General features: G+C 66.5%; 21 protein-coding genes and 1 pseudogene. 12 read left to right on the top strand and 10 right to left on the bottom strand.

Annotation, left to right across the window (positions count from 1 at the left end; translation table 11 throughout):
* Position 1: 1 nt before the first annotated feature.
* Together AC5Y7D_RS07975 and AC5Y7D_RS07970 are read right to left on the bottom strand one after the other, a co-directional pair.
* Positions 2–763 (bottom strand): endonuclease/exonuclease/phosphatase family protein, encoded by a 762-nt coding sequence (locus tag AC5Y7D_RS07975; RefSeq protein WP_499922892.1) that lies wholly within the window; start codon positions 761–763, stop codon positions 2–4.
* Between the two features lie 38 nt (positions 764–801).
* Positions 802–1,752, bottom strand: coding sequence for an acyl-CoA dehydrogenase family protein (locus AC5Y7D_RS07970; protein WP_499922890.1), 951 nt, complete (start codon positions 1,750–1,752; stop codon positions 802–804).
* Between the two features lie 291 nt (positions 1,753–2,043).
* On the opposite strand from AC5Y7D_RS07970, the gene AC5Y7D_RS07965 reads away from it, so the two are divergent.
* Together AC5Y7D_RS07965 and AC5Y7D_RS07960 are read left to right on the top strand one after the other, a co-directional pair.
* Positions 2,044–2,646: a nucleotidyltransferase family protein gene (locus AC5Y7D_RS07965; RefSeq protein WP_499923168.1), complete on the top strand. Its 603-nt coding sequence runs from the start codon at positions 2,044–2,046 to the stop codon at positions 2,644–2,646.
* Positions 2,647–2,691: 45 nt separating this feature from the next.
* Positions 2,692–2,862 carry a hypothetical protein gene (locus AC5Y7D_RS07960; protein ID WP_499922887.1) on the top strand — a complete coding sequence of 57 codons (171 nt, stop codon included), beginning with the start codon at positions 2,692–2,694 and terminating at the stop codon, positions 2,860–2,862.
* A gap of 7 nt (positions 2,863–2,869) precedes the next feature.
* On the opposite strand, the gene AC5Y7D_RS07955 is transcribed toward AC5Y7D_RS07960, so the two are convergent.
* Positions 2,870–3,127, bottom strand: coding sequence for a DUF7218 family protein (locus tag AC5Y7D_RS07955; RefSeq protein ID WP_499923166.1), 258 nt, complete (start codon positions 3,125–3,127; stop codon positions 2,870–2,872).
* Positions 3,128–3,216: 89 nt separating this feature from the next.
* Between AC5Y7D_RS07955 and mbp1 the strand changes: the two genes are divergently transcribed.
* From mbp1 to AC5Y7D_RS07935, 4 genes are all read left to right on the top strand, one after another.
* Entirely contained in the window at positions 3,217–3,453 is a 237-nt protein-coding gene (gene mbp1, locus AC5Y7D_RS07950; protein ID WP_499922885.1) for a microaggregate-binding protein 1, read from the top strand.
* 289 nt (positions 3,454–3,742) lie between these two features.
* Positions 3,743–4,498 (top strand): STAS domain-containing protein, encoded by a 756-nt coding sequence (locus AC5Y7D_RS07945; protein WP_499922884.1) that lies wholly within the window; start codon positions 3,743–3,745, stop codon positions 4,496–4,498.
* A gap of 175 nt (positions 4,499–4,673) precedes the next feature.
* Positions 4,674–5,852 (top strand): glycosyltransferase, encoded by a 1,179-nt coding sequence (locus AC5Y7D_RS07940; RefSeq protein WP_499922882.1) that lies wholly within the window; start codon positions 4,674–4,676, stop codon positions 5,850–5,852.
* A 12-nt stretch (positions 5,853–5,864) separates the two neighbouring features.
* Positions 5,865–6,857 (top strand): helix-turn-helix transcriptional regulator, encoded by a 993-nt coding sequence (locus AC5Y7D_RS07935; protein WP_499922880.1) that lies wholly within the window; start codon positions 5,865–5,867, stop codon positions 6,855–6,857.
* A gap of 5 nt (positions 6,858–6,862) precedes the next feature.
* On the opposite strand, the gene AC5Y7D_RS07930 is transcribed toward AC5Y7D_RS07935, so the two are convergent.
* From AC5Y7D_RS07930 to AC5Y7D_RS07915, 4 genes and pseudogenes are all read right to left on the bottom strand, one after another.
* Entirely contained in the window at positions 6,863–7,462 is a 600-nt protein-coding gene (locus AC5Y7D_RS07930) for a PAS and ANTAR domain-containing protein (protein ID WP_499922879.1), read from the bottom strand.
* 140 nt (positions 7,463–7,602) lie between these two features.
* Positions 7,603–8,252: pseudogene (locus tag AC5Y7D_RS07925) on the bottom strand (DNA topoisomerase IB); the annotation flags it as partial.
* Positions 8,253–8,426: 174 nt separating this feature from the next.
* Entirely contained in the window at positions 8,427–8,825 is a 399-nt protein-coding gene (locus AC5Y7D_RS07920; protein ID WP_499922878.1) for a heme-binding protein, read from the bottom strand.
* A 274-nt stretch (positions 8,826–9,099) separates the two neighbouring features.
* Positions 9,100–9,468, bottom strand: a complete 369-nt coding sequence (locus AC5Y7D_RS07915; RefSeq protein WP_499922876.1) for an STAS domain-containing protein — start codon at positions 9,466–9,468, stop codon at positions 9,100–9,102.
* 189 nt (positions 9,469–9,657) lie between these two features.
* On the opposite strand from AC5Y7D_RS07915, the gene AC5Y7D_RS07910 reads away from it, so the two are divergent.
* Genes AC5Y7D_RS07910 through AC5Y7D_RS07885 form a run of 6 tightly spaced genes read left to right on the top strand, consistent with a single transcriptional unit; the run spans position 9,658 to position 15,225 of the window.
* Positions 9,658–10,536: an STAS domain-containing protein gene (locus tag AC5Y7D_RS07910; protein ID WP_499922873.1), complete on the top strand. Its 879-nt coding sequence runs from the start codon at positions 9,658–9,660 to the stop codon at positions 10,534–10,536.
* A 15-nt stretch (positions 10,537–10,551) separates the two neighbouring features.
* Complete coding sequence (locus tag AC5Y7D_RS07905) at positions 10,552–10,941, top strand: STAS domain-containing protein (protein WP_065132435.1); 390 nt, start codon at positions 10,552–10,554, stop codon at positions 10,939–10,941.
* 4 nt (positions 10,942–10,945) lie between these two features.
* The gene (locus AC5Y7D_RS07900) at positions 10,946–11,341 is read left to right on the top strand and encodes an anti-sigma regulatory factor (protein ID WP_499923164.1); all 396 of its coding nucleotides are present in this window, start codon (positions 10,946–10,948) and stop codon (positions 11,339–11,341) included.
* A gap of 31 nt (positions 11,342–11,372) precedes the next feature.
* The gene (locus tag AC5Y7D_RS07895) at positions 11,373–11,972 is read left to right on the top strand and encodes a SpoIIE family protein phosphatase (RefSeq protein ID WP_499923161.1); all 600 of its coding nucleotides are present in this window, start codon (positions 11,373–11,375) and stop codon (positions 11,970–11,972) included.
* On the top strand, positions 11,969–14,209 hold the full coding sequence (locus tag AC5Y7D_RS07890; RefSeq protein ID WP_499922871.1) for a SpoIIE family protein phosphatase: 2,241 nt from the start codon (positions 11,969–11,971) through the stop codon (positions 14,207–14,209). Before AC5Y7D_RS07895 ends, AC5Y7D_RS07890 begins: the two co-directional genes overlap by 4 nt.
* On the top strand, positions 14,206–15,225 hold the full coding sequence (locus tag AC5Y7D_RS07885) for an iron-containing redox enzyme family protein (RefSeq protein ID WP_499922869.1): 1,020 nt from the start codon (positions 14,206–14,208) through the stop codon (positions 15,223–15,225). The genes AC5Y7D_RS07890 and AC5Y7D_RS07885 overlap by 4 nt, the downstream gene beginning before the upstream one ends.
* 1 nt (position 15,226) lies before the next feature.
* Here AC5Y7D_RS07885 and AC5Y7D_RS07880 read toward each other — a convergent pair whose 3' ends face one another.
* The 3 genes from AC5Y7D_RS07880 to AC5Y7D_RS07870 all read right to left on the bottom strand — a co-directional run bounded on the left by AC5Y7D_RS07880 (position 15,227) and on the right by AC5Y7D_RS07870 (position 16,783).
* Positions 15,227–15,442 (bottom strand): CDGSH iron-sulfur domain-containing protein, encoded by a 216-nt coding sequence (locus AC5Y7D_RS07880; RefSeq protein WP_499922868.1) that lies wholly within the window; start codon positions 15,440–15,442, stop codon positions 15,227–15,229.
* Entirely contained in the window at positions 15,439–16,131 is a 693-nt protein-coding gene (locus AC5Y7D_RS07875) for a HemK2/MTQ2 family protein methyltransferase (protein ID WP_499922867.1), read from the bottom strand. Before AC5Y7D_RS07875 ends, AC5Y7D_RS07880 begins: the two co-directional genes overlap by 4 nt.
* 94 nt (positions 16,132–16,225) lie before the next feature.
* Entirely contained in the window at positions 16,226–16,783 is a 558-nt protein-coding gene (locus AC5Y7D_RS07870; protein ID WP_499922865.1) for a type 1 glutamine amidotransferase domain-containing protein, read from the bottom strand.
* Positions 16,784–16,791: the final 8 nt, after the last annotated feature.

Raw genomic sequence — 16,791 nt, 5'->3', positions numbered from 1 at the left:
ACTACCGGTGCAGGTTGGCCACCAGCGGCCGGTGATCGGAGATCGGCATCAGTTCGGCAACCGCGGCCGCGGCGCGCAACTGGTTGTCGTCGGTCACGATGTGGTCCAGCTGACGAGTTGGTTCGGCGGCGGGAAACGTCGCGGCCGAGGCCAGCGGCCGCATGCCCGTCCAGCGGTGCACGGGTGCGGGCGTGAGATTGAGGTCGCCGACCAGCAGTCGCGGCCCGGGCAGACCGCGTAGGTCACGCACCAGCCGGCGCAGCTGGCGCACATTCCACCCTGGAACGAACGACAGGTGGGTGTTGGCGACGGTCATCAGCCCCAGCGGAGTACGCACGCGCGCGATCACTGCCGCACGCGGCTCCTCATCGACGATCATCACCTTGTTGGGGCCCGGCAGGTACATCGGCAAGCGCATCGGGATGCGAGGCAACCGCACCACCTGCCAGCTGCTCACCGGGAAGCGGGACAGCAGCGCAATGCCGTAGGCCGCCGTGCCGGGCTGTTCCCGTCCGGTGGCGGCCATCCACGTCGCTCCCGGGGTTCCGGAGACAGCGGCCACGAACCGGTGTTCCACCGCGCCCATCGCCTCGGCAGCGGCGGCAGTGAGATCCGCCCTCCCGGACCGGGGCTGGTCGCAGTCGACCTCTTGCAGGGCCAGCACGTCGGGATCCAGGCGGCGCACACAGTCGCACAGTCGCTGTGGGTCAACGCCGTCCCCGACGGTGCGGCCATGCAGGATGTTGAAGGTCGCTATCCGCAAGGCACCTCCCGTACTCCGGGCGCCCTCCCGCGCGTTCCTCAACGGCTCAGCTGCCCGGCCAGGCGGCCAAGTTCCGCCAGGTCCCGCTCGGCGTGGCTTTGTCGGATGTAGATCGTCAGGTCGGCGACCCGTTGTGCGTGCCGGCCGTCCTGACACAGCGGGCCGGGCCCGAGCGCGCGTCCGGTGCGGGTGATCGCCTCATCGACGGCGTGTTCGGCCACCGCGCGGACCCGGCGGGCCAGCAGCTGTGCGGTGCCGGTCCGGTCGAAGGGATCGGCGTCGATCTGTGCCGCCGCGGCGGCCTGCATCGCGTCACCGGCCGCGAGGGCGGCGTCGACCGCCCCGAGGTGCGCCAGGGCGTAGGCGTCGGCCGACTCGCTGCGGGCACAGCGGTACAGCGGGTCGGCGACCCGCCGTGCTCCGCCCAGCCAGCAGGCGGCGACGCCGATCGCGCCGTGCCAGAACCCCGCACGGGTCAGATAGTCACCCGGCTCGCCGACCAGGACGGCGTGCACGTTGTGGAACTGAACCGAACGAGTGTCACTGCCTGCCATCCCAGGGTTCCACCAGGTGCTGGGCAGCGGCTTGACCCCCGGGTCGGTGAGAGTGACGGCGAACAGGCCTTGGCCGCCTTCGTCTTCCAGGTGCGCGGTGACCAGCGCGTTGGTGCAGAACCCGGCACCCGAACACCACACTTTGGTGCCGTTGAGCAGGAATTCATCCCCGGAGACGCTGGATGCGGACAATTTCGCCTCCGGTCCGTCGGCCGCCCACACCCCCCAGAGTTGACCCGCCTGCGGCGGCTTGCCGCCCAGTTCGTGCAGGATGGCGACCGCGTCGACGTGGGCTTCGGCAATGCGAGCCGCCGCGATGTCGTCTTGCGCCAAACGTGCCAGCTGTTGCAGGCGTTCCGCGGTGTAACCCGCGGCCGGCAACGGCAATTCCAATCGTCCCGATTCCAGCCAGTGCTGAACCAATCCGGCCGTCATGCCAATCTCCCATTACGCTTTCAGAGAGCATGCTCAAATTGTCAGCAAATCCGCATGGCGCCCGAGCCGGGATTCGCGCCGAAGTAACAGCCGATCGTGCGGTGCCTCGGCAAAGTCGGTAGCCAGCATGCTCGAACCTCGCTACCAAGTCAACATCCTCCCCGTAGGCCGACTGCGAGCGGGAATAGCCACAGCAACCTGGTCGTTGGTGCGTGACGCTGCGGCGGACATAACTTTGCTAATTTCCCGTTTCAGCACCGACTAAACGATTGCCTGACAACACAACACGGCATCAGGTTGCGGCCGGCAAAGGCCGGGTATGCCTTGACGACCATGACCGAGTCAACCGGGCCGCGCTGCACCGAACTTCGCGAAGCACTGCGTTGTGCGGCGTCGGCGCTCAAGGAGCACGGGCCGCCGTTCGCGCTGGCCGGCGGTTATGCGTTGTGGGCCTACGGCGCACCCGAACCGACCCACGACGTCGACCTGGTGGTGGCCGAGGCGGACGTACCGGCCGCCGCGACGACGCTCGGCAAAGCCGGTTTCCGTATCGAACGCCCGCCGGAGGACTGGCTCTTCAAGGCGCATTTCGGCGAGACGCTGGTAGATGTCCTGCACCGGGTCAACGGCGTGATCGTCACTCCCGACACTCTGGCGGGTGCCGAAGAGCGCGTCGTGCTGGCACTGCCGATGCCGGTACTCCCGCCCACGACGGTCTTCATTCAAAAACTGCGCGCGCTCACCGAGCACTACTGTGATTTCGCGAAGCTGATCCCGGCGGCGCGAGCGGTTCGCGAACAGTTGGACTGGGATCAGATCGCCGCCCAGACCACCGACCATGCTTTCGCGGCGGCGTTTCTGGTCCTGGTCGACCGACTGGGTTTGCGAGGCTGAGGCCAAACGGGGTAAACCCGGCGATTCGGGGTACCCGCTACGACCATGGAACCGCAACCGAGCCGTGGCCTGCGCCGTGACCAGGACCTCGAAGAAGTGGTCGACGAGCTGGGTCAGAATGTGGCCGACGAGCGCCGGGACCGGCAGGTGCCGGGCAATGCGGCCGAACGCGAGGAAGCCCCGGTCCAGGGATCGGATGTGGAACCGCCCGACTGATCGCCGGTCAGTGGTTACGCAACTTGGCGACCAGCTTGTCTTTCGTCAGACCCGAGTAGCCCGACATACCAAGTTCTTTGGCCCGCTTCCTCAGTTCCGTGACGGTCCAGTCCGCGTACGAGCCGGATCGGCCGCCTGTACGTGAGACCTTCGAATTCCCCTGCCCGGCGGCGGCATTGGAGATCCGCGCGGCCTTCTCTTTCGAGTCGCCCTTCTTGCGCAGGTCTTTGTACAGCTTCTCGTTCTTGATAGACGAATACGGCACGGCAACCTCCACTGTTTCACGTTGCCCAGAGGGGGAACACACACACAGCGTTGCCACGAGTTGCGGCGCCACGAAAGATGGGAAAACGAATGAGCGACAAGGACAGTGGACCCCAGGAAGGCGTCAAAGGTGTCGCCGAGGGTATCAAGGGTAAGGCCAAGGAAGCCGTCGGTACCGTCACCGGTAGCGACGACCTGAAGAACGAAGGCCAGGCTCAGCAGGACAAGGCCGACGCCCAGCGCGACGTCGCCAAGAAAGAGGCCGAAGCCGAATCCGCGCGCGGTGGTGCTGAAGCCGCCGAGGAGCGGCAGAAGGCCAATCAGTAGCAGGCCACTTGCAGCGGCCCTGGCCTTCCGGCCAGGGCCGCACTCTTTTCAGAAGCCGGACGCACGTCCATTCGGGCAACCCATGCCGGCGGATCGGACGTGGGCCGCGCGGGATTTCTGGTCGGCGATAGTGCGGTTGCGTGGACTTGAAGAGGGTATGCGATTCAATGATGCAGGAAAGCAACGGACCGAGCGAGCTGCACGGAGTGGTCACGACAGGCGCTTCGGCAGGTGGCGTTGCAGCGTTGTCCCATCTGGTAGTGCAGGAAACGGCCGAGCTGGCCCGCCGGTGACTGACTCCCATCGCGCCATCACCGTCGTCCTGTACCGCCACGGCGACACGCCGATCCTGTATGCCGACGGCATACTGGACAGCTCCACGTACCGGGGCCTGCGCGACAGGGTGATCAAGGCGGCACTCGACGAGCCCAGCGCAGTCATCGTCGACGTCAACCGGTTGGCAGTGCCCTCCCCCTCGGCTTGGTCGGTGTTCACCAGCGCCCGCTGGCATGTCAACATCTGGCCCGACGTGCCGGTCGCTCTGGTGTGTGGACAAGTCGCAGCGCGGCGGGAGATCGCCGCTTGCGGCGTTACCAGGTATGTGCCGGTTTACCCCACCCACAATGCCGCCCTGGCCGTCACCGATTCCGCGACTCTCGACTTTCGCCGCCGCGACCGCGCTGCCCTCCCGCGCAGCCGGGTAGGCATCCGTCTTGCCCGGGCGAGGGTACGCGAGTGGCTCACCGCGTGGTCTGTCGATCACCTGATTCCGGCGGCCAGCACCGTGGCGACCGTTTTCGTCGAGAACGTCCTCGAGCACACCGCCAGTGCGCCGGTGCTGATCGTGGAGAGCTTCAAGGACGCAGTGACCATCGCCGTGGAAGACTGCAGTCAGGCGGCGGCGGTCCGGCATGAGCAGCGAGGCGGCGCCGAGTCGGTATCCGGCCTGGCAATCGTCTCCTGCTTGTGCCGGGCCTGGGGCAGTGCGCCGACACCCACCGGCAAGACGGTATGGGCGCTCGTCGGATCCGAAAATCGGCTCTAACGCCCTTAATTAGTGTGCAATTCTTCCAACGCTGTTCAACACCGCAGGTGGACGCGGTCAACCGAGCCGGGCGTTGCTGCTGATGGAGGTCGTGGACCAGGCCCCGAATGTCCAGTAAACGAATCGCTTAGTCGGCGCCGTTTACCGGGCAGCGGAGTCGGTAACCCAACCTCTCGTGAGAATCGCTGTTGTCTGGGGCGACGATATGAGCTCCGACGGCTTTGCCGGAAGCGCCGCGGGCGAGGAGTGGGGACAGTTCTGCGCAGCCCTCGCAGGCCAGGGTCACACGGTGACCGCCTACCCGCGTCAACAGGTTGAGCAACCGGCCGGGCAGATTGAACTCCCGTATCTGACACAGCCGGCGGGCGTCGGACCGCCCGTTGCGACATCCCCGGCAAAAGTCTTGCCTCACGTCGGCGAATGGGCGGCTGACCTGAAACGCCGCTGGTCCACCGAACCGCCCGACATCGTGCACAGCTTCGGCTGGCTGGGCGGACTGGCCGCACAGTTGGCGGCCCGCCACTTCAGCCTGACCACCGTTCAGAGCTTCTACGGTCTGGCGGCGACCGCTCCGGGCGGCGGCAACCCGGCCGATTTCGAGCGCGCCCGCCTCGAACCGCTGCTCATCCGCAGCGCGGCCTGGGTCACGGCGGGCAGCAGCGACGAACTCGACGTGCTGACGCGAATGCGCCACAATCGGGCTCGCGCATCGGTGTTGTCCGTCGGGATCAACGTCGAGCGCTACGTGGGAGCCGACCCGAAAAGGCCGGAGAACGAAAAGCACCGGATACTACAAGTCGCGCCCAGTCTGGCGCCCGTGCACGGATTGGACCGGACCATCCAGGCGCTGCCGCACATCCCGGGCAGCGAGTTGGTCATCGCTGAGACGGCAGCTGCCGACCGGCCTGACCCGCAGCTACGAACCAGGCTCAAGCGGATGGCCACCGAGTGTTGGGTGAACGATCGCGTTGTGTTCGCGGGGCACGTCGCCGCCGCAGACCTCCCGGCTCTGCTGTGGTCCGCCGACGTGGTCGCCTGTACCCCGCGGCTGGCGCCCCGCGCCACCCCTGCGTTGCAGGCCATGGCCGGCGGCAAGGTGGTCGTCGGCACTGCCGTCGGCGCATTGACGGACACCGTGATCGGCGGCGTCACCGGCCTGCTGGTGCCTGAATCCAAGCCCCGCGAACTGGTTATCGCTTTGAAGGCGTTGCAGGGTCAACGCTTTCAGCGCGACAGCATGGGGTCGGCCGGCCGATGCCGCGCGATCTCGCGCTTCGCCTGGGACCGCATCGCGCTCGATGCGCTGAGCACCTACCACCAGGCGAGTCCCCTGACAACCGCCGCGACAGCATAGGACGACGCGGCAATGACCACCCTGATTCATGCAGCGGACCCCACCGACCGATCGCCCGACACGCGCACGGGGGTCCGGTACGAGAAGTTCTATACCGCCGAATCTCAGGCGGCACGACAATTCTTCGCGCATGCCTACACACCGGGCTGGCGGACGAGCAGTCTTTCGACGGGCTCGTCCGTCACACATCAGCGCTTCGAATCGGATGCGGTCACCATCGACGAGGTGCTGATCGAAGGCCGGGTGGGTTGTGAGATCCGCACCACCGACGCGGTGGTGGTCATCCACCCTCGGGCGGGCTCGCTGACGCTGGCCGGTGATCCCGGCACCAGGATGGACTCCCCCGTGATCGCGGCGGACGGGCTGCCGTGCGCCGTACAGGCGAACACGGCGCGATTCCATGTGGTGCGGATGGACCTGCGGCATCTCACCCAGGTCGCCGCGGAGAAGGCCGGACCCCTACCCCAGCAGATCCGGTTCGCCAGTTGCCGTCCCCGCTCGACGGCGGTCGCGCGAACCTGGACCCAGGCGCTGGACTACGTCATCGCCAGCTTCTCCTACGCGGAAACCGCGCAACAGCCCTTGGTCGTCGCCGCGGCCGGTCACTTGCTCGGCGCCGCGTTGCTCGAATGTTTCCCGTCCAACATGAGCGACGGCCAGGAACTGCTGTGCAATCCGTCGGTGCCGCCGACCTTGAAGGGCGCCATCGCTTTCATCCACCGGCATGCCGGCGACGGGATCGGGGTCAATGACATCGCCGACGCGCTGCGCATGACCTCTCGCGCGGTGCAGTATCTGTTCCGGCAGCATCTGGACACCACACCCACCGAGTATCTGCGCCGGGTCCGGCTACACCGCGCCCACCAGGAACTGATCGACAGCGACCGGTCCACCACCACCGTCAGCGAAGTCGCACACCGGTGGAGCTTCGCCCACACCGGGCGGTTCGCCGCCCTCTACCGCAAGACCTACGGCCAGAGCCCGCACGCCACGCTCCAGCAGTGAACGCGCTATGAGCCGTTTCGGGTGCGTAGCAGCCGGTCCACCCGCTCAGCGGCGTCGCCCTTGTCATCGAGCGCGTCCTGAGCGCTGATCTCGTCGACAACCCGCTCGGCGACGTCGCGGAGCTTGACGTTGGACTCCTGCGACAACTTCACCAGCAGATCGAAGGCCGAATCCGAGTTGACGCCGTAGCGCAACATCAGAATGCCCATGGCCTGATTGATAACCGCGCGTCGCGAATCGACCGCCAGCAACGCCTCGCTCAGGTGCTTCTGCAAGTCGGCGTCGAACTGATCGGTGACGTCGATGTAGTAGCCGCCGACGCCGAGCAGCCGTCCGTCCGGGCCGCCGAACCGGTCAGCCACCACCACCACGACGTGTGTTTCGCCGCGGGTGTCGACGATCCGGTGCCGGCTGCTGAAGGCGGCGCCGTGCCGGCGCACCTGTTCGATGAGTTCGGGAACGGTCGGCTTCTCGTCGGGATGTTTGTGTTTCAGGAGCAATTGGGTGGTGGGCTGGACGCTGCCCGGCTCGTAGCCGTGCATCCGTGCAACCTCTTCCGACCACTCCCAACGGTCCTCACGGGCCAGGTAGCGAAATCTCCCCACCAGCGGCCACCGGCGACCCCTCTTTCGCCGCGAATCTGCGCACACCAGCCTCATGATATTCCGCCCCATGCGCCCCGGCTGAACTTCGGCGTACCCGAGGTTCGCTTTCTGGACAAAATCCGGCAAACGAAGTCCGCGGCCTATGCCGTCCTGGCCAACGCTGATGCACCGGGTTTGTTGTCGCCCTTGGCTATTCGGCGGATCATGACCCTCGTCGCCTTCTCCAGCATTTCCTGCGCGACATCCCGCCGCTGACGACCCGGGGGTCGACGTACGATCCGCAGGCAACCGCGGGGGTGTTGCCCAACTCCTCGGACACCTCCCGCATCACGGCAGCCTCGACGCGCTTGGCCACTCGCTGCGACACCGGCGGATCGGCGTCGGCGAAAGCGGTGACCGCCAGCACGGTGCCATGCCAGGTAAGCAGGTCCTTGACGCTGTAGTCGGCGCCGACCAACTCCTCGAAACGAGCGTTGAGGTCGTCGGCACGCACCTCAACCCATGCGGACCCGTTGCGCCACATCAGCAGCCGTTCAACGCATTCGGTTCGGCGCAGCAACGCGCGCACCGCCCGCACCACCTCGGTGTTCTCGATCTCGTAGGTGCGCCGCACACCGCTCTTGGCGGGGTAGTCGAAGGCCACCGCGTTGCGGCGCAGGGTCACATGCTCGCACAGCAGCGTGGCCAGACCGTAGGACTCGTTCTCCTCGGCGTACTGTTCGCCGCCGGCGCGAAAGTAGCCGAGGTCAACCAGATGCAGGCCCAAAGCCAGCACGCGATCGCGGGTCAGCACACTACGGCGCAGCCGCATTTCCATGCTCCGCTGTCCCCGACGTCACGTCGGCTGACCGGTGGATAGCCCGCTCCCCTACCGCTCACACCTGCGAGTGCGCACCAGCGCGCCGGAATGCCGAACGACCCGCCACTTCGTCGGGGCGGGTCGTCGGGGACGTGCTGGGACCTATCAGCCGGCCATGAACTCCTGGTAGGCCGAATCCAGGTTCGGCGGCAGCGCCTTTACATTGCACTGGCGTTCGGTGTCGCTGATCGGCGCCAGGATTCCGCGCAGGTCGTAGTACTCGTTGGGATGCGCGGTGAAGTAGCCCCGGATGTTGGCTGCTGCTTCGCCCCGCGGCTGCCCGTATGCCGCGGTGACCACCTGGCTGGCGCCCGGGTGAGCGGCAAGGTACTGCTCGGCCGCGCCCCGCACCGACGAGACGGTGGCGTTGACGCCCTCCGGGCTGCAGTCGGGTGCGGCAGCGGCCGACGGCGCGCCGACGATACCCATGGCGATTCCCCCGAGCAGACAACCGGCGCTGATACCGGCAACGCGCCGGCGAGCGACGATACTGCTGAATTTCATGATGTTTGTTCCTCCGAATGAGTGAACCGATCGTTGGGGTCCCGAGCCCTGAAATCCAAAGTAGCGGAGGCGGAAACGGGTGCCCGGTGTCTGCTCGCGGACAGCGGACAAGGGCACCCGGCCGGTGCTGATAAATATGTGACGCAAGAAACTCCAGTGGCTTCTTTAGCTAAGCAAACAAGCTGATAAAGCCAAAGTTCTCAGAAAACGGCGCGAATTCTTAAGGGATCGTGATCTTGATTCGTGACAGAAACGTTATCCCGGCACCGGCGTTCTACCGGTTCAGCTTGCCTTCGCGCACCCCGGTCAGGGCGTCGTCCAACGTCGGGTACAACGGGAACGTCTTGTCCAGACCGGTCAGGTGAATCGGCCTCCTGGTCGCCGGGCCGCGTGCCACCACGCCGAATCCCGCCGAATCGCCGAGCTTTTCGTAAGTGGCCGCCAGGATCTTCAATCCCACCGAGCCCAGGAACTCCACCGCGGACAGGTCGATGATCAGCGCCGAGGGATGGTCCACCATCACGCCGCCGATCGCTTCCTCCAAGGCCGGCGCCGTGACCAGGTCGATCTCACCGCCGATACTGAGCACGACGACCCCGTCATGGTCGGCGACCGTGGCGGTGATCGAATCAGGAGCTGACAACTGGCGATCCTTCAGTCCGGGCCTCACGAGTCGGCGAGTGTGCTGCAAGCCTAGCCTGCCGTGCCTACCGCAAGAAGTAGAAGACCTCAACACGTCTCACGTCACAGCCTCAAGCTACTCTCCCCATAGCGGCCAGTGAGCGCGACGCGACGCTCGGTCGGCCTACCGGGGCTGGAGGTTGAAGCACACATGTCAGATTCTCCGTCAGAATCCAGCAGCACTGGTAACACCGTTTCCTCCGAAGGTTTGCTGCCCCAACTCGTCCAGCACCTCCGACGAAACCGGACGGCACTGCGCGAGGAGTGGGCCCGCCGGATCACCGAGGCGGAACTGCTCACGGCGATGACGCCCGAGGAGATCTTCTCCGAAGCCACCGCCGTATACGACAACTATGTGGAGGTGCTGGAGACCGGTAGCGTCGAGGCGCTGCAGGACTACGCGCGCGACCTCTCCGAACGCATCATCCCCCGGGGAGTCGAGACCGACGAGGTGCTCGGCATCGTGCTGCTGCTGCGCGACGTGCTGGCTCGGTCGCTGTTCGAGAAGTACCAGGCCGAATTCGACATGCTCAACCGGGTGCTGGACGCCTACGAGCCGGCGGCCAACCGAATCGCCAACACCGTGGGCGTCAGCTTCGTGCAGGAGCGCGAGCGCATCATCCGCCAACAGCAGGAGGCGATCCGCGAGCTGTCGACGCCGGTGTTGCAGGTGCGCGAGCAGCTGCTGATTCTGCCGATCATCGGCGTGCTCGACAGCCAGCGTGCCCGGCAGGTCACCGAGCAGTTGCTGCGCGCCATCCGCGCCAACCGCGCAAAGGTGGTCGTCATCGACATCACCGGTGTGCCGACCATCGACTCCACGGTGGCCAACCACCTGGTGCAGACGGTGGATGCGTCGGGACTGATGGGCGCGAGCGTCATCATCACCGGCCTGTCCTCCGAGATCGCCCTGACGCTGGTGACCATCGGGCTGGACCTGTCGAAGATGAACGCCGTCGGCGACCTGCAGGGCGGCATCGAAGAAGCCGAGCGCCTGCTGGGTTACGAAGTCACCCGCACCGGCGAATAAAGCCGCGGGTAGGCCATGCCAGTACCGATCTTGAAGCAGGGCGCGATTTTGATCGCCACTGTGCAGGCCGCCCTTACCGACTCCGACACCGAGCGTCTGCGCGAAGACCTGATGGAGCGGGTCAGCCGGTTCCGCGCCCAGGGCATCGTCGTCGATGTGACGGCCATCGACGTGATGGATTCCTTCGCGGCCCGGTCGCTGCGCACGATCGCACACATGACCCGGTTGCGCGGGGCCACCACGGTGATCGTGGGCCTGCAACCCGAAGTGGCCTTCGCCATGGTGCAGCTAGGACTGGCCTTCGACGACATGAGTACCGCCCTTGACCTCGAAGAAGGCATCGCTCTGCTGAACAAACAGTTGGGGCTCGGCAAATCGATGATCGGGCGCGACGGTGGTGGGTGAAACCGTGGTCGCCATCAACACCTCCGACGACATCGTCGCCGCCCGCAAAGCCGGTCACCAACTGGCCCTGGACCTCGGGTTTTCGCTGACCGACGTCACCATGATCGCTACCGCGATCTCCGAGATCGCGCGCAACATCACCAGTTATGCCGGCCACGGGGAGGTTCGCGTCGCCGTCGCCGACCGGGAAGGCCGCCGGGCCCTGGTTGTCCGGGCCGAGGACGAGGGTCCCGGGATCGCCGACATCGACCGCGCCATGGAAGACGGGTACACCACCGGACGCGGCCTGGGCATGGGGCTGCCCGGTACCCGCCGGCTGATGGACCGCGTGATCGTGGAGTCCTCGCTCGGACACGGCACCGTCGTCGAGATGTGGAAGTGGGTTCCGGCCCGTGCCTGACGGCACCCGGTCTGCGGGGCGGTTCGGGCCGATCGAATGGGCGACGGCAAGTCGCCCCCGTCCGGGCGAGAAGCTGTGCGGCGACCAGGCCGTCGCGGTCGACGTCGACGGCGACGCCGCGCTGTTCGGTGTGTTGGATGGCCTCGGCCACGGGCCGGCCGCTGCCGGCGCCGCCCTGGCGGGCGTCGAAGCACTCGCGAATGCCCGTGGCGAACGGCTGGAGGTGCTGGTCGCGCTCTGCCACCGGGTATTGACCGGGACCAGGGGCGCCGCGATGACCCTGGCCCGGATCGACTTCCCGTCCAGCAGGGTGACCTGGACCGGAATCGGCAACGTCCGTGCCAACCTGGTGGCCAAGAGTGTCAGCGGTGTCCAAGTCCGGTCCAGCGCCAGACTGGTCGGCGGCATCATCGGCTACCGCATCCCGGAAACCAGGCCCGCGCAGACGGTTTCGGTACGCACCGGCGATCTGTTGGTGATCACCAGCGACGGCATCGCCGAGGACCACCTCGAGCACATCGACTTCGCGGCCTCCGCTGCCGACATCGCCGAGCAGATCCTGACAAAGCACGCCAAAGAATCCGACGATGCGACGGTACTGGCCGCGCGGCACCGGGGTATCACGCCATGACCGACGCCGGGGACTTCCAGGACCAGTACCGGGCCGCGTTGCGGGCCTATCTCGATACGCGAGACGAGGACACGCTGGCCGTCGGGCACGAACTCGGGCGCCGGGCACTGCAGGAACAGGTCAGCGTGCTCGACATCATCGAGAACACGTTCTGGCTGCTCGACGACCTCGCCAAGACGGGGCCGGTCGACCGCGCCGTCGCATTGGAGTTCGTGTTGCAGACGCTGGCCCCCCTGGACGTTGCGACTCGCGGATTCATCGACGGCACAAGGCGATACGCTCAGGTGCGGGCGCGCGCCGAAGACCTCGCCGACCGTGACAGATTCCGCACGGCGCTGGTGAACTCGTTGCAGGAGGGCTTCTTCGTCGCCGACAAGGACGGTGCGGTCGTCGAGATCAACGACGCTTTCGCCGAGATCCTGGGGTACGGCCCGCAGGGTCTGCCCTACTCGTGGCCGCAACCGTGGCTGGTCGACCGGCAAGGCACCTACGAGGAGCAGCAACGCGTGCGCGAGCAGGGCAGTGCCGAGTACGAGATACCGATCCGCCGTCCGGACGGGCAACGGGCCTGGATAGCGGTCAGTATCAACGCGGTTCGCGACCCGGGCGACGAGACTGACATGTACGTCGGCACGGTACGTGACATCACCGCCGAACGGGCCTTTGCCGCCCGGGAAAGCGCGGTGATGCGGTTGGCCACCTCGGTCAGCGTGGCCAAGAGTGTGGCCGAAGTGCTGGAGATCACCCTGGACGAGAGTCGCGCGGCGGTCGACGTGCGTCGCGTGATCGCGGTGATGTGGCCGCCCGGCGACGGCGAACCGAATGTCGTAGTGGCCGGTGAGCCAGCCGAATCCACCTGGCGCACAATCGATCCGGAGCTGAAAGAGATATTCCTGGACGCCCGTCACCAGTTGCCGCTGACCGCGAAGACGGTCGAGTGGCCCGATGCCCCGGGCAAGACACGAGGTTTGGTCGCCATGCTCTCCGGCAGCGGCGACGTCGCGCTGTGGCTCGAACTCGGTTCGCCACGCTGGGTGAGCGCCGAGGACAAGCTCCTGGTGACGGTGCTCATCGGCCACCTGAGCCTGGCCATCCAGCATGTCCGCCAGTTCGAGACCGCACGCGTGACCTCCCTGACGTTGCAGCGGGCGATGCTGCCGCCGATGACACCACCGCCCGGCTTTGCGGTGCGTTACGAGCCGGCGGTGCCGCCGCTGGAGATCGGCGGCGACTGGTACGACGTGCTACCGATCGACGAACGACGCATCGGCATCGTCGTCGGCGACTGCGTGGGCCGGGGGTTGCCGGCGGCGGCGATCATGGGTCAGTTGCGCAGTTCGGCGCGGGCGCTACTGCTTACTGCCGCCAAACCTGCCGTCCTGCTCGAACAGCTCGATGCCGCGGCGGCCCTGATTCCCGACGCGTACTGCACGACGGTGTTCCTGGCAATCCTCGATACCGAATCCGGCGTCCTGGAGTACAGCAACGCCGGCCACATGCCGGCCGTGCTGGTCAAGACCGAGGCCGGCGGGACCACCGCCACGACGCTGCTCACCGACGCCCGGTCGGTGCCGCTGGCCGTGCGCCGCAACGAAACCCGGCCGCAGGCAACCGAATTGCTACCGCCGGGTTCGACACTGATGTGGTTCACCGACGGCCTGGTAGAACGCAAGCACGAGTCGATCGACGACGGACTGGCACGGGTCGCCGAAGTCCTGACCGACACCGTCGGACTGCCCGTCAATGCCGTGGCTGACGCGGTGCTGGACCTGCTGGCACCGCCCGGGGGCTATGACGACGATGTCGCGATGGTGGTGTACCGGCACCGGTTGGCACCGCTGCGCATCGAGACCGAGGCCACCGCGGTGCAACTGGCTCCGATCCGGCGCGCGTTGACCTCCTGGCTGCGGTCCGCCGACGTCTCGGAACTGCCGGCCGCCGACATTGTGCTGGTAATCAGCGAGGCATGCACCAACTGCGTGGAGCATGCCTACCGAGGACACGACGTCGGAGCGATACACCTCGAGATGGAGGCTGTCGACGGCAAGATTCACGCGCGCATCACCGACTTCGGCTCCTGGAAGCCCCCGTCCGCCGAACCGGCGAATCGGGGCCGCGGCCTGCCGCTGATGAGGGCCATCTCCGAGTCGATGGACGTGGAAAATCGCCCGGACGGCACCACCATCGACGTCGTCTTTCGTTTGCCCGCCCGCCAGCGGGGTAAAGGATCGTGGTGACTCACACGTCGATCAGCGTCGAACCGGCCCTGCCGGCGGCGCATGGACCCTTGTCGACGGCGGTACGCCGCATTCTCACCACTCCCGCCTCGCGCGAGCCCTCGGGCCGCATCGGCGCATCGGTGCGCGACTCCGACCCGTACGGGCTGGACCTGCAGCTGGCGTTGTACATGTGCTACGAACTGCACTACCGCGGCTTCGCGGCGGTGGATCCGGGGTGGGAGTGGAACCCCGCCCTGCTGGGGCTGCGTGCGGAGCTGGAGCGCGTCTTCCTGGCCGGCGTACGCCGCGACGTGGGGCCCATCGATGCCGACCACACGGCGGCCGCGGAGATGGAGTCGCTGACCATCGAACCGCGCGACGGCTCCGGTCCGTCCTGGTATCTACGGGACAGCGGGACATGGGAGCAGATGCGCGAGTATTTCGTGCACCGCTCGCTGTATCACCTGAAAGAGGGGGATCCGCATGCATTCGCGATCCCGCGGCTGACCGGGACCGCCAAGGCGGCTTTCGTCGCGATCGAATTCGACGAGTACGGCGCCGGCCGGGGCCCCGACATGCACCAGCAACTGTTCGTCGACCTGATGGACGCGGCCGGCCTGGATTCGACCTACCTGGGTTATCTGGACGCGGTGCCGGCCGAATCGCTGGCGGTGGTGAACCTGATGTCGCTGTTCGGCCTGCACCGGCGCTGGCGCGGTGCCGCGGTGGGACACTTCGCGTCCACCGAGATCACCTCGCCGCCGGGATCGCGACGCATGGTCGAAGCGCTGCAGCGGATGCAGGCACCGGCGGCTTGCGCGGCTTTCTACCGCGAACACGTTGAAGCCGATGCGGTACATGAGCAGGTGGTACGGATAGACGTGGTGGGCGATCTGCTCGCCCGCGAACCACATCTGAACGGCGACGTGGTCTTCGGAATCCGCGCGCACGCCGCGGTCGAAGACCGGCTGGCCGACGCGATCATGTCGTGCTGGAAGCAGGAGCGGTCGTCGCTGCGGCGACCGCTCAGCTGACTCAGGCGTTGTCAGCGAGCAGGCGCCCGACTTTGGGGCCGCGGCACCTGCGGTGGCTGGTGTCGCACAGCGGATACTCCTGACTACGCCGACACGTGCAGATGGCCACCATGAACCGGTCGGACTCCACCACACCACCGCCGGGTGTCTCGATGCGCGCCGGCCCGGAGACCAGCACCGGTCCGTTCGGAATCACCTGTACCCGAGTCGTGCTCACCGCTTGTCCGCCCGAATCACCGCGATCTCCTCCTGCCGGCAGCCGCGCGCAATGCGACCGGTCTGCTCCAACCATTGTGCTCGCGCCGTCAACACCGGGCCGAACGGAATTACCTGTGAGGCAACGACCTCAGCGTATAGCCCGGTCGCGCGCAGGGCATACAGGGTCTTGTCGACACCGGAGAGCGCGGAGTGCACCAGCAACAGAGACCCACCCTCGGCCAACAGCTTCGACGCCGAACCACACAGCGGATCCAGCACCAGGCGGCCGTCGGGCCCGGCGTTGTACGCCCGGGACGGCCCGGCGACCGACGCGATCGAATCGGTGTCGTCGACGGGTGGAGCCGGCACGTAAGGCGGATTGGAGACCACCACGTCGAACGGGCCGTGGCCAAGGGCCTTCACCCAAGAGCCTTGGCGCACATCGACATCGACCCCGGCACCACGGACGTTGCCCCGCGAGTGGCTTACCGCGGACGGACAGATGTCATAGGCGATCACACTGGCACAACCCATCTCGGCGGCGGCGATCGCGACGAAACCCGAACCCGTGCACAGGTCGAGCACCCGGCGCTGGGGAATCAAACCTGTGCGCCGCATGGTGTCGACGAGCAGGAAAGAATCATATTGGGGCTGATAAACCCCTTCGGCGAGCAGGGATTCGCTAGGCGCAGGGTAAGTGGTCGTCACGGCAAGCCTTTCTCGACCCGTCGGATGCCGCGACGATCACGGCTCGGCGTCTTGATGCCCGCAAAACGGGCCGTTGAAACCAGTCGTCCGGCCCTCAACCGGACGAATCTGCAGGCGCCTGCGTCAATTGCCGCAAAATGGTTGAACAAAAGGCCGACAGATCTTTTGGTGACCGACTGGTAATCAGGTTCCCGTCGACCACCACTTCTTCGTCTACAATCCGGGCACCCGCATTGCGGAGATCGGTGCGAATGCTCGGGTAGGAGGTCAGCCTTCGGCCGGCCACCACACCGGCCTCCACCAGCGTCCAGGGACCGTGACAGATTGCGGCGACCGGCTTTCCGGAGTCGACGAAATCACGAACGAAGGAAACGGCCGACTCGTCGGCGCGCAACTTGTCCGGGTTGACGGTCCCGCCGGGAAGGATCAAGCCGTCGTAGTCGGCCGGTGAACAGGCCGACACCTCCCGGTCGACGGTGAATGTACCGGCGGGCTGCAGGTCGTGATCACGAGCCTCGATTTCACCGGCCTGCAGCGACAACAAGTCGACGTGGGCGCCGGCCCCGCGCAGCGCTTCGCGCGGTTGCTCGAGTTCGACCCTTTCCACGCCGTCGGCTGCCAGGATCGCAATCCTTTTGCCGTCCAGAGTCATTGGTGCAG

Source organism: Mycobacterium sp. NGS49, from assembly GCF_059812565.1.
This window is presented reverse-complemented; position numbering and strand designations above follow the sequence as displayed.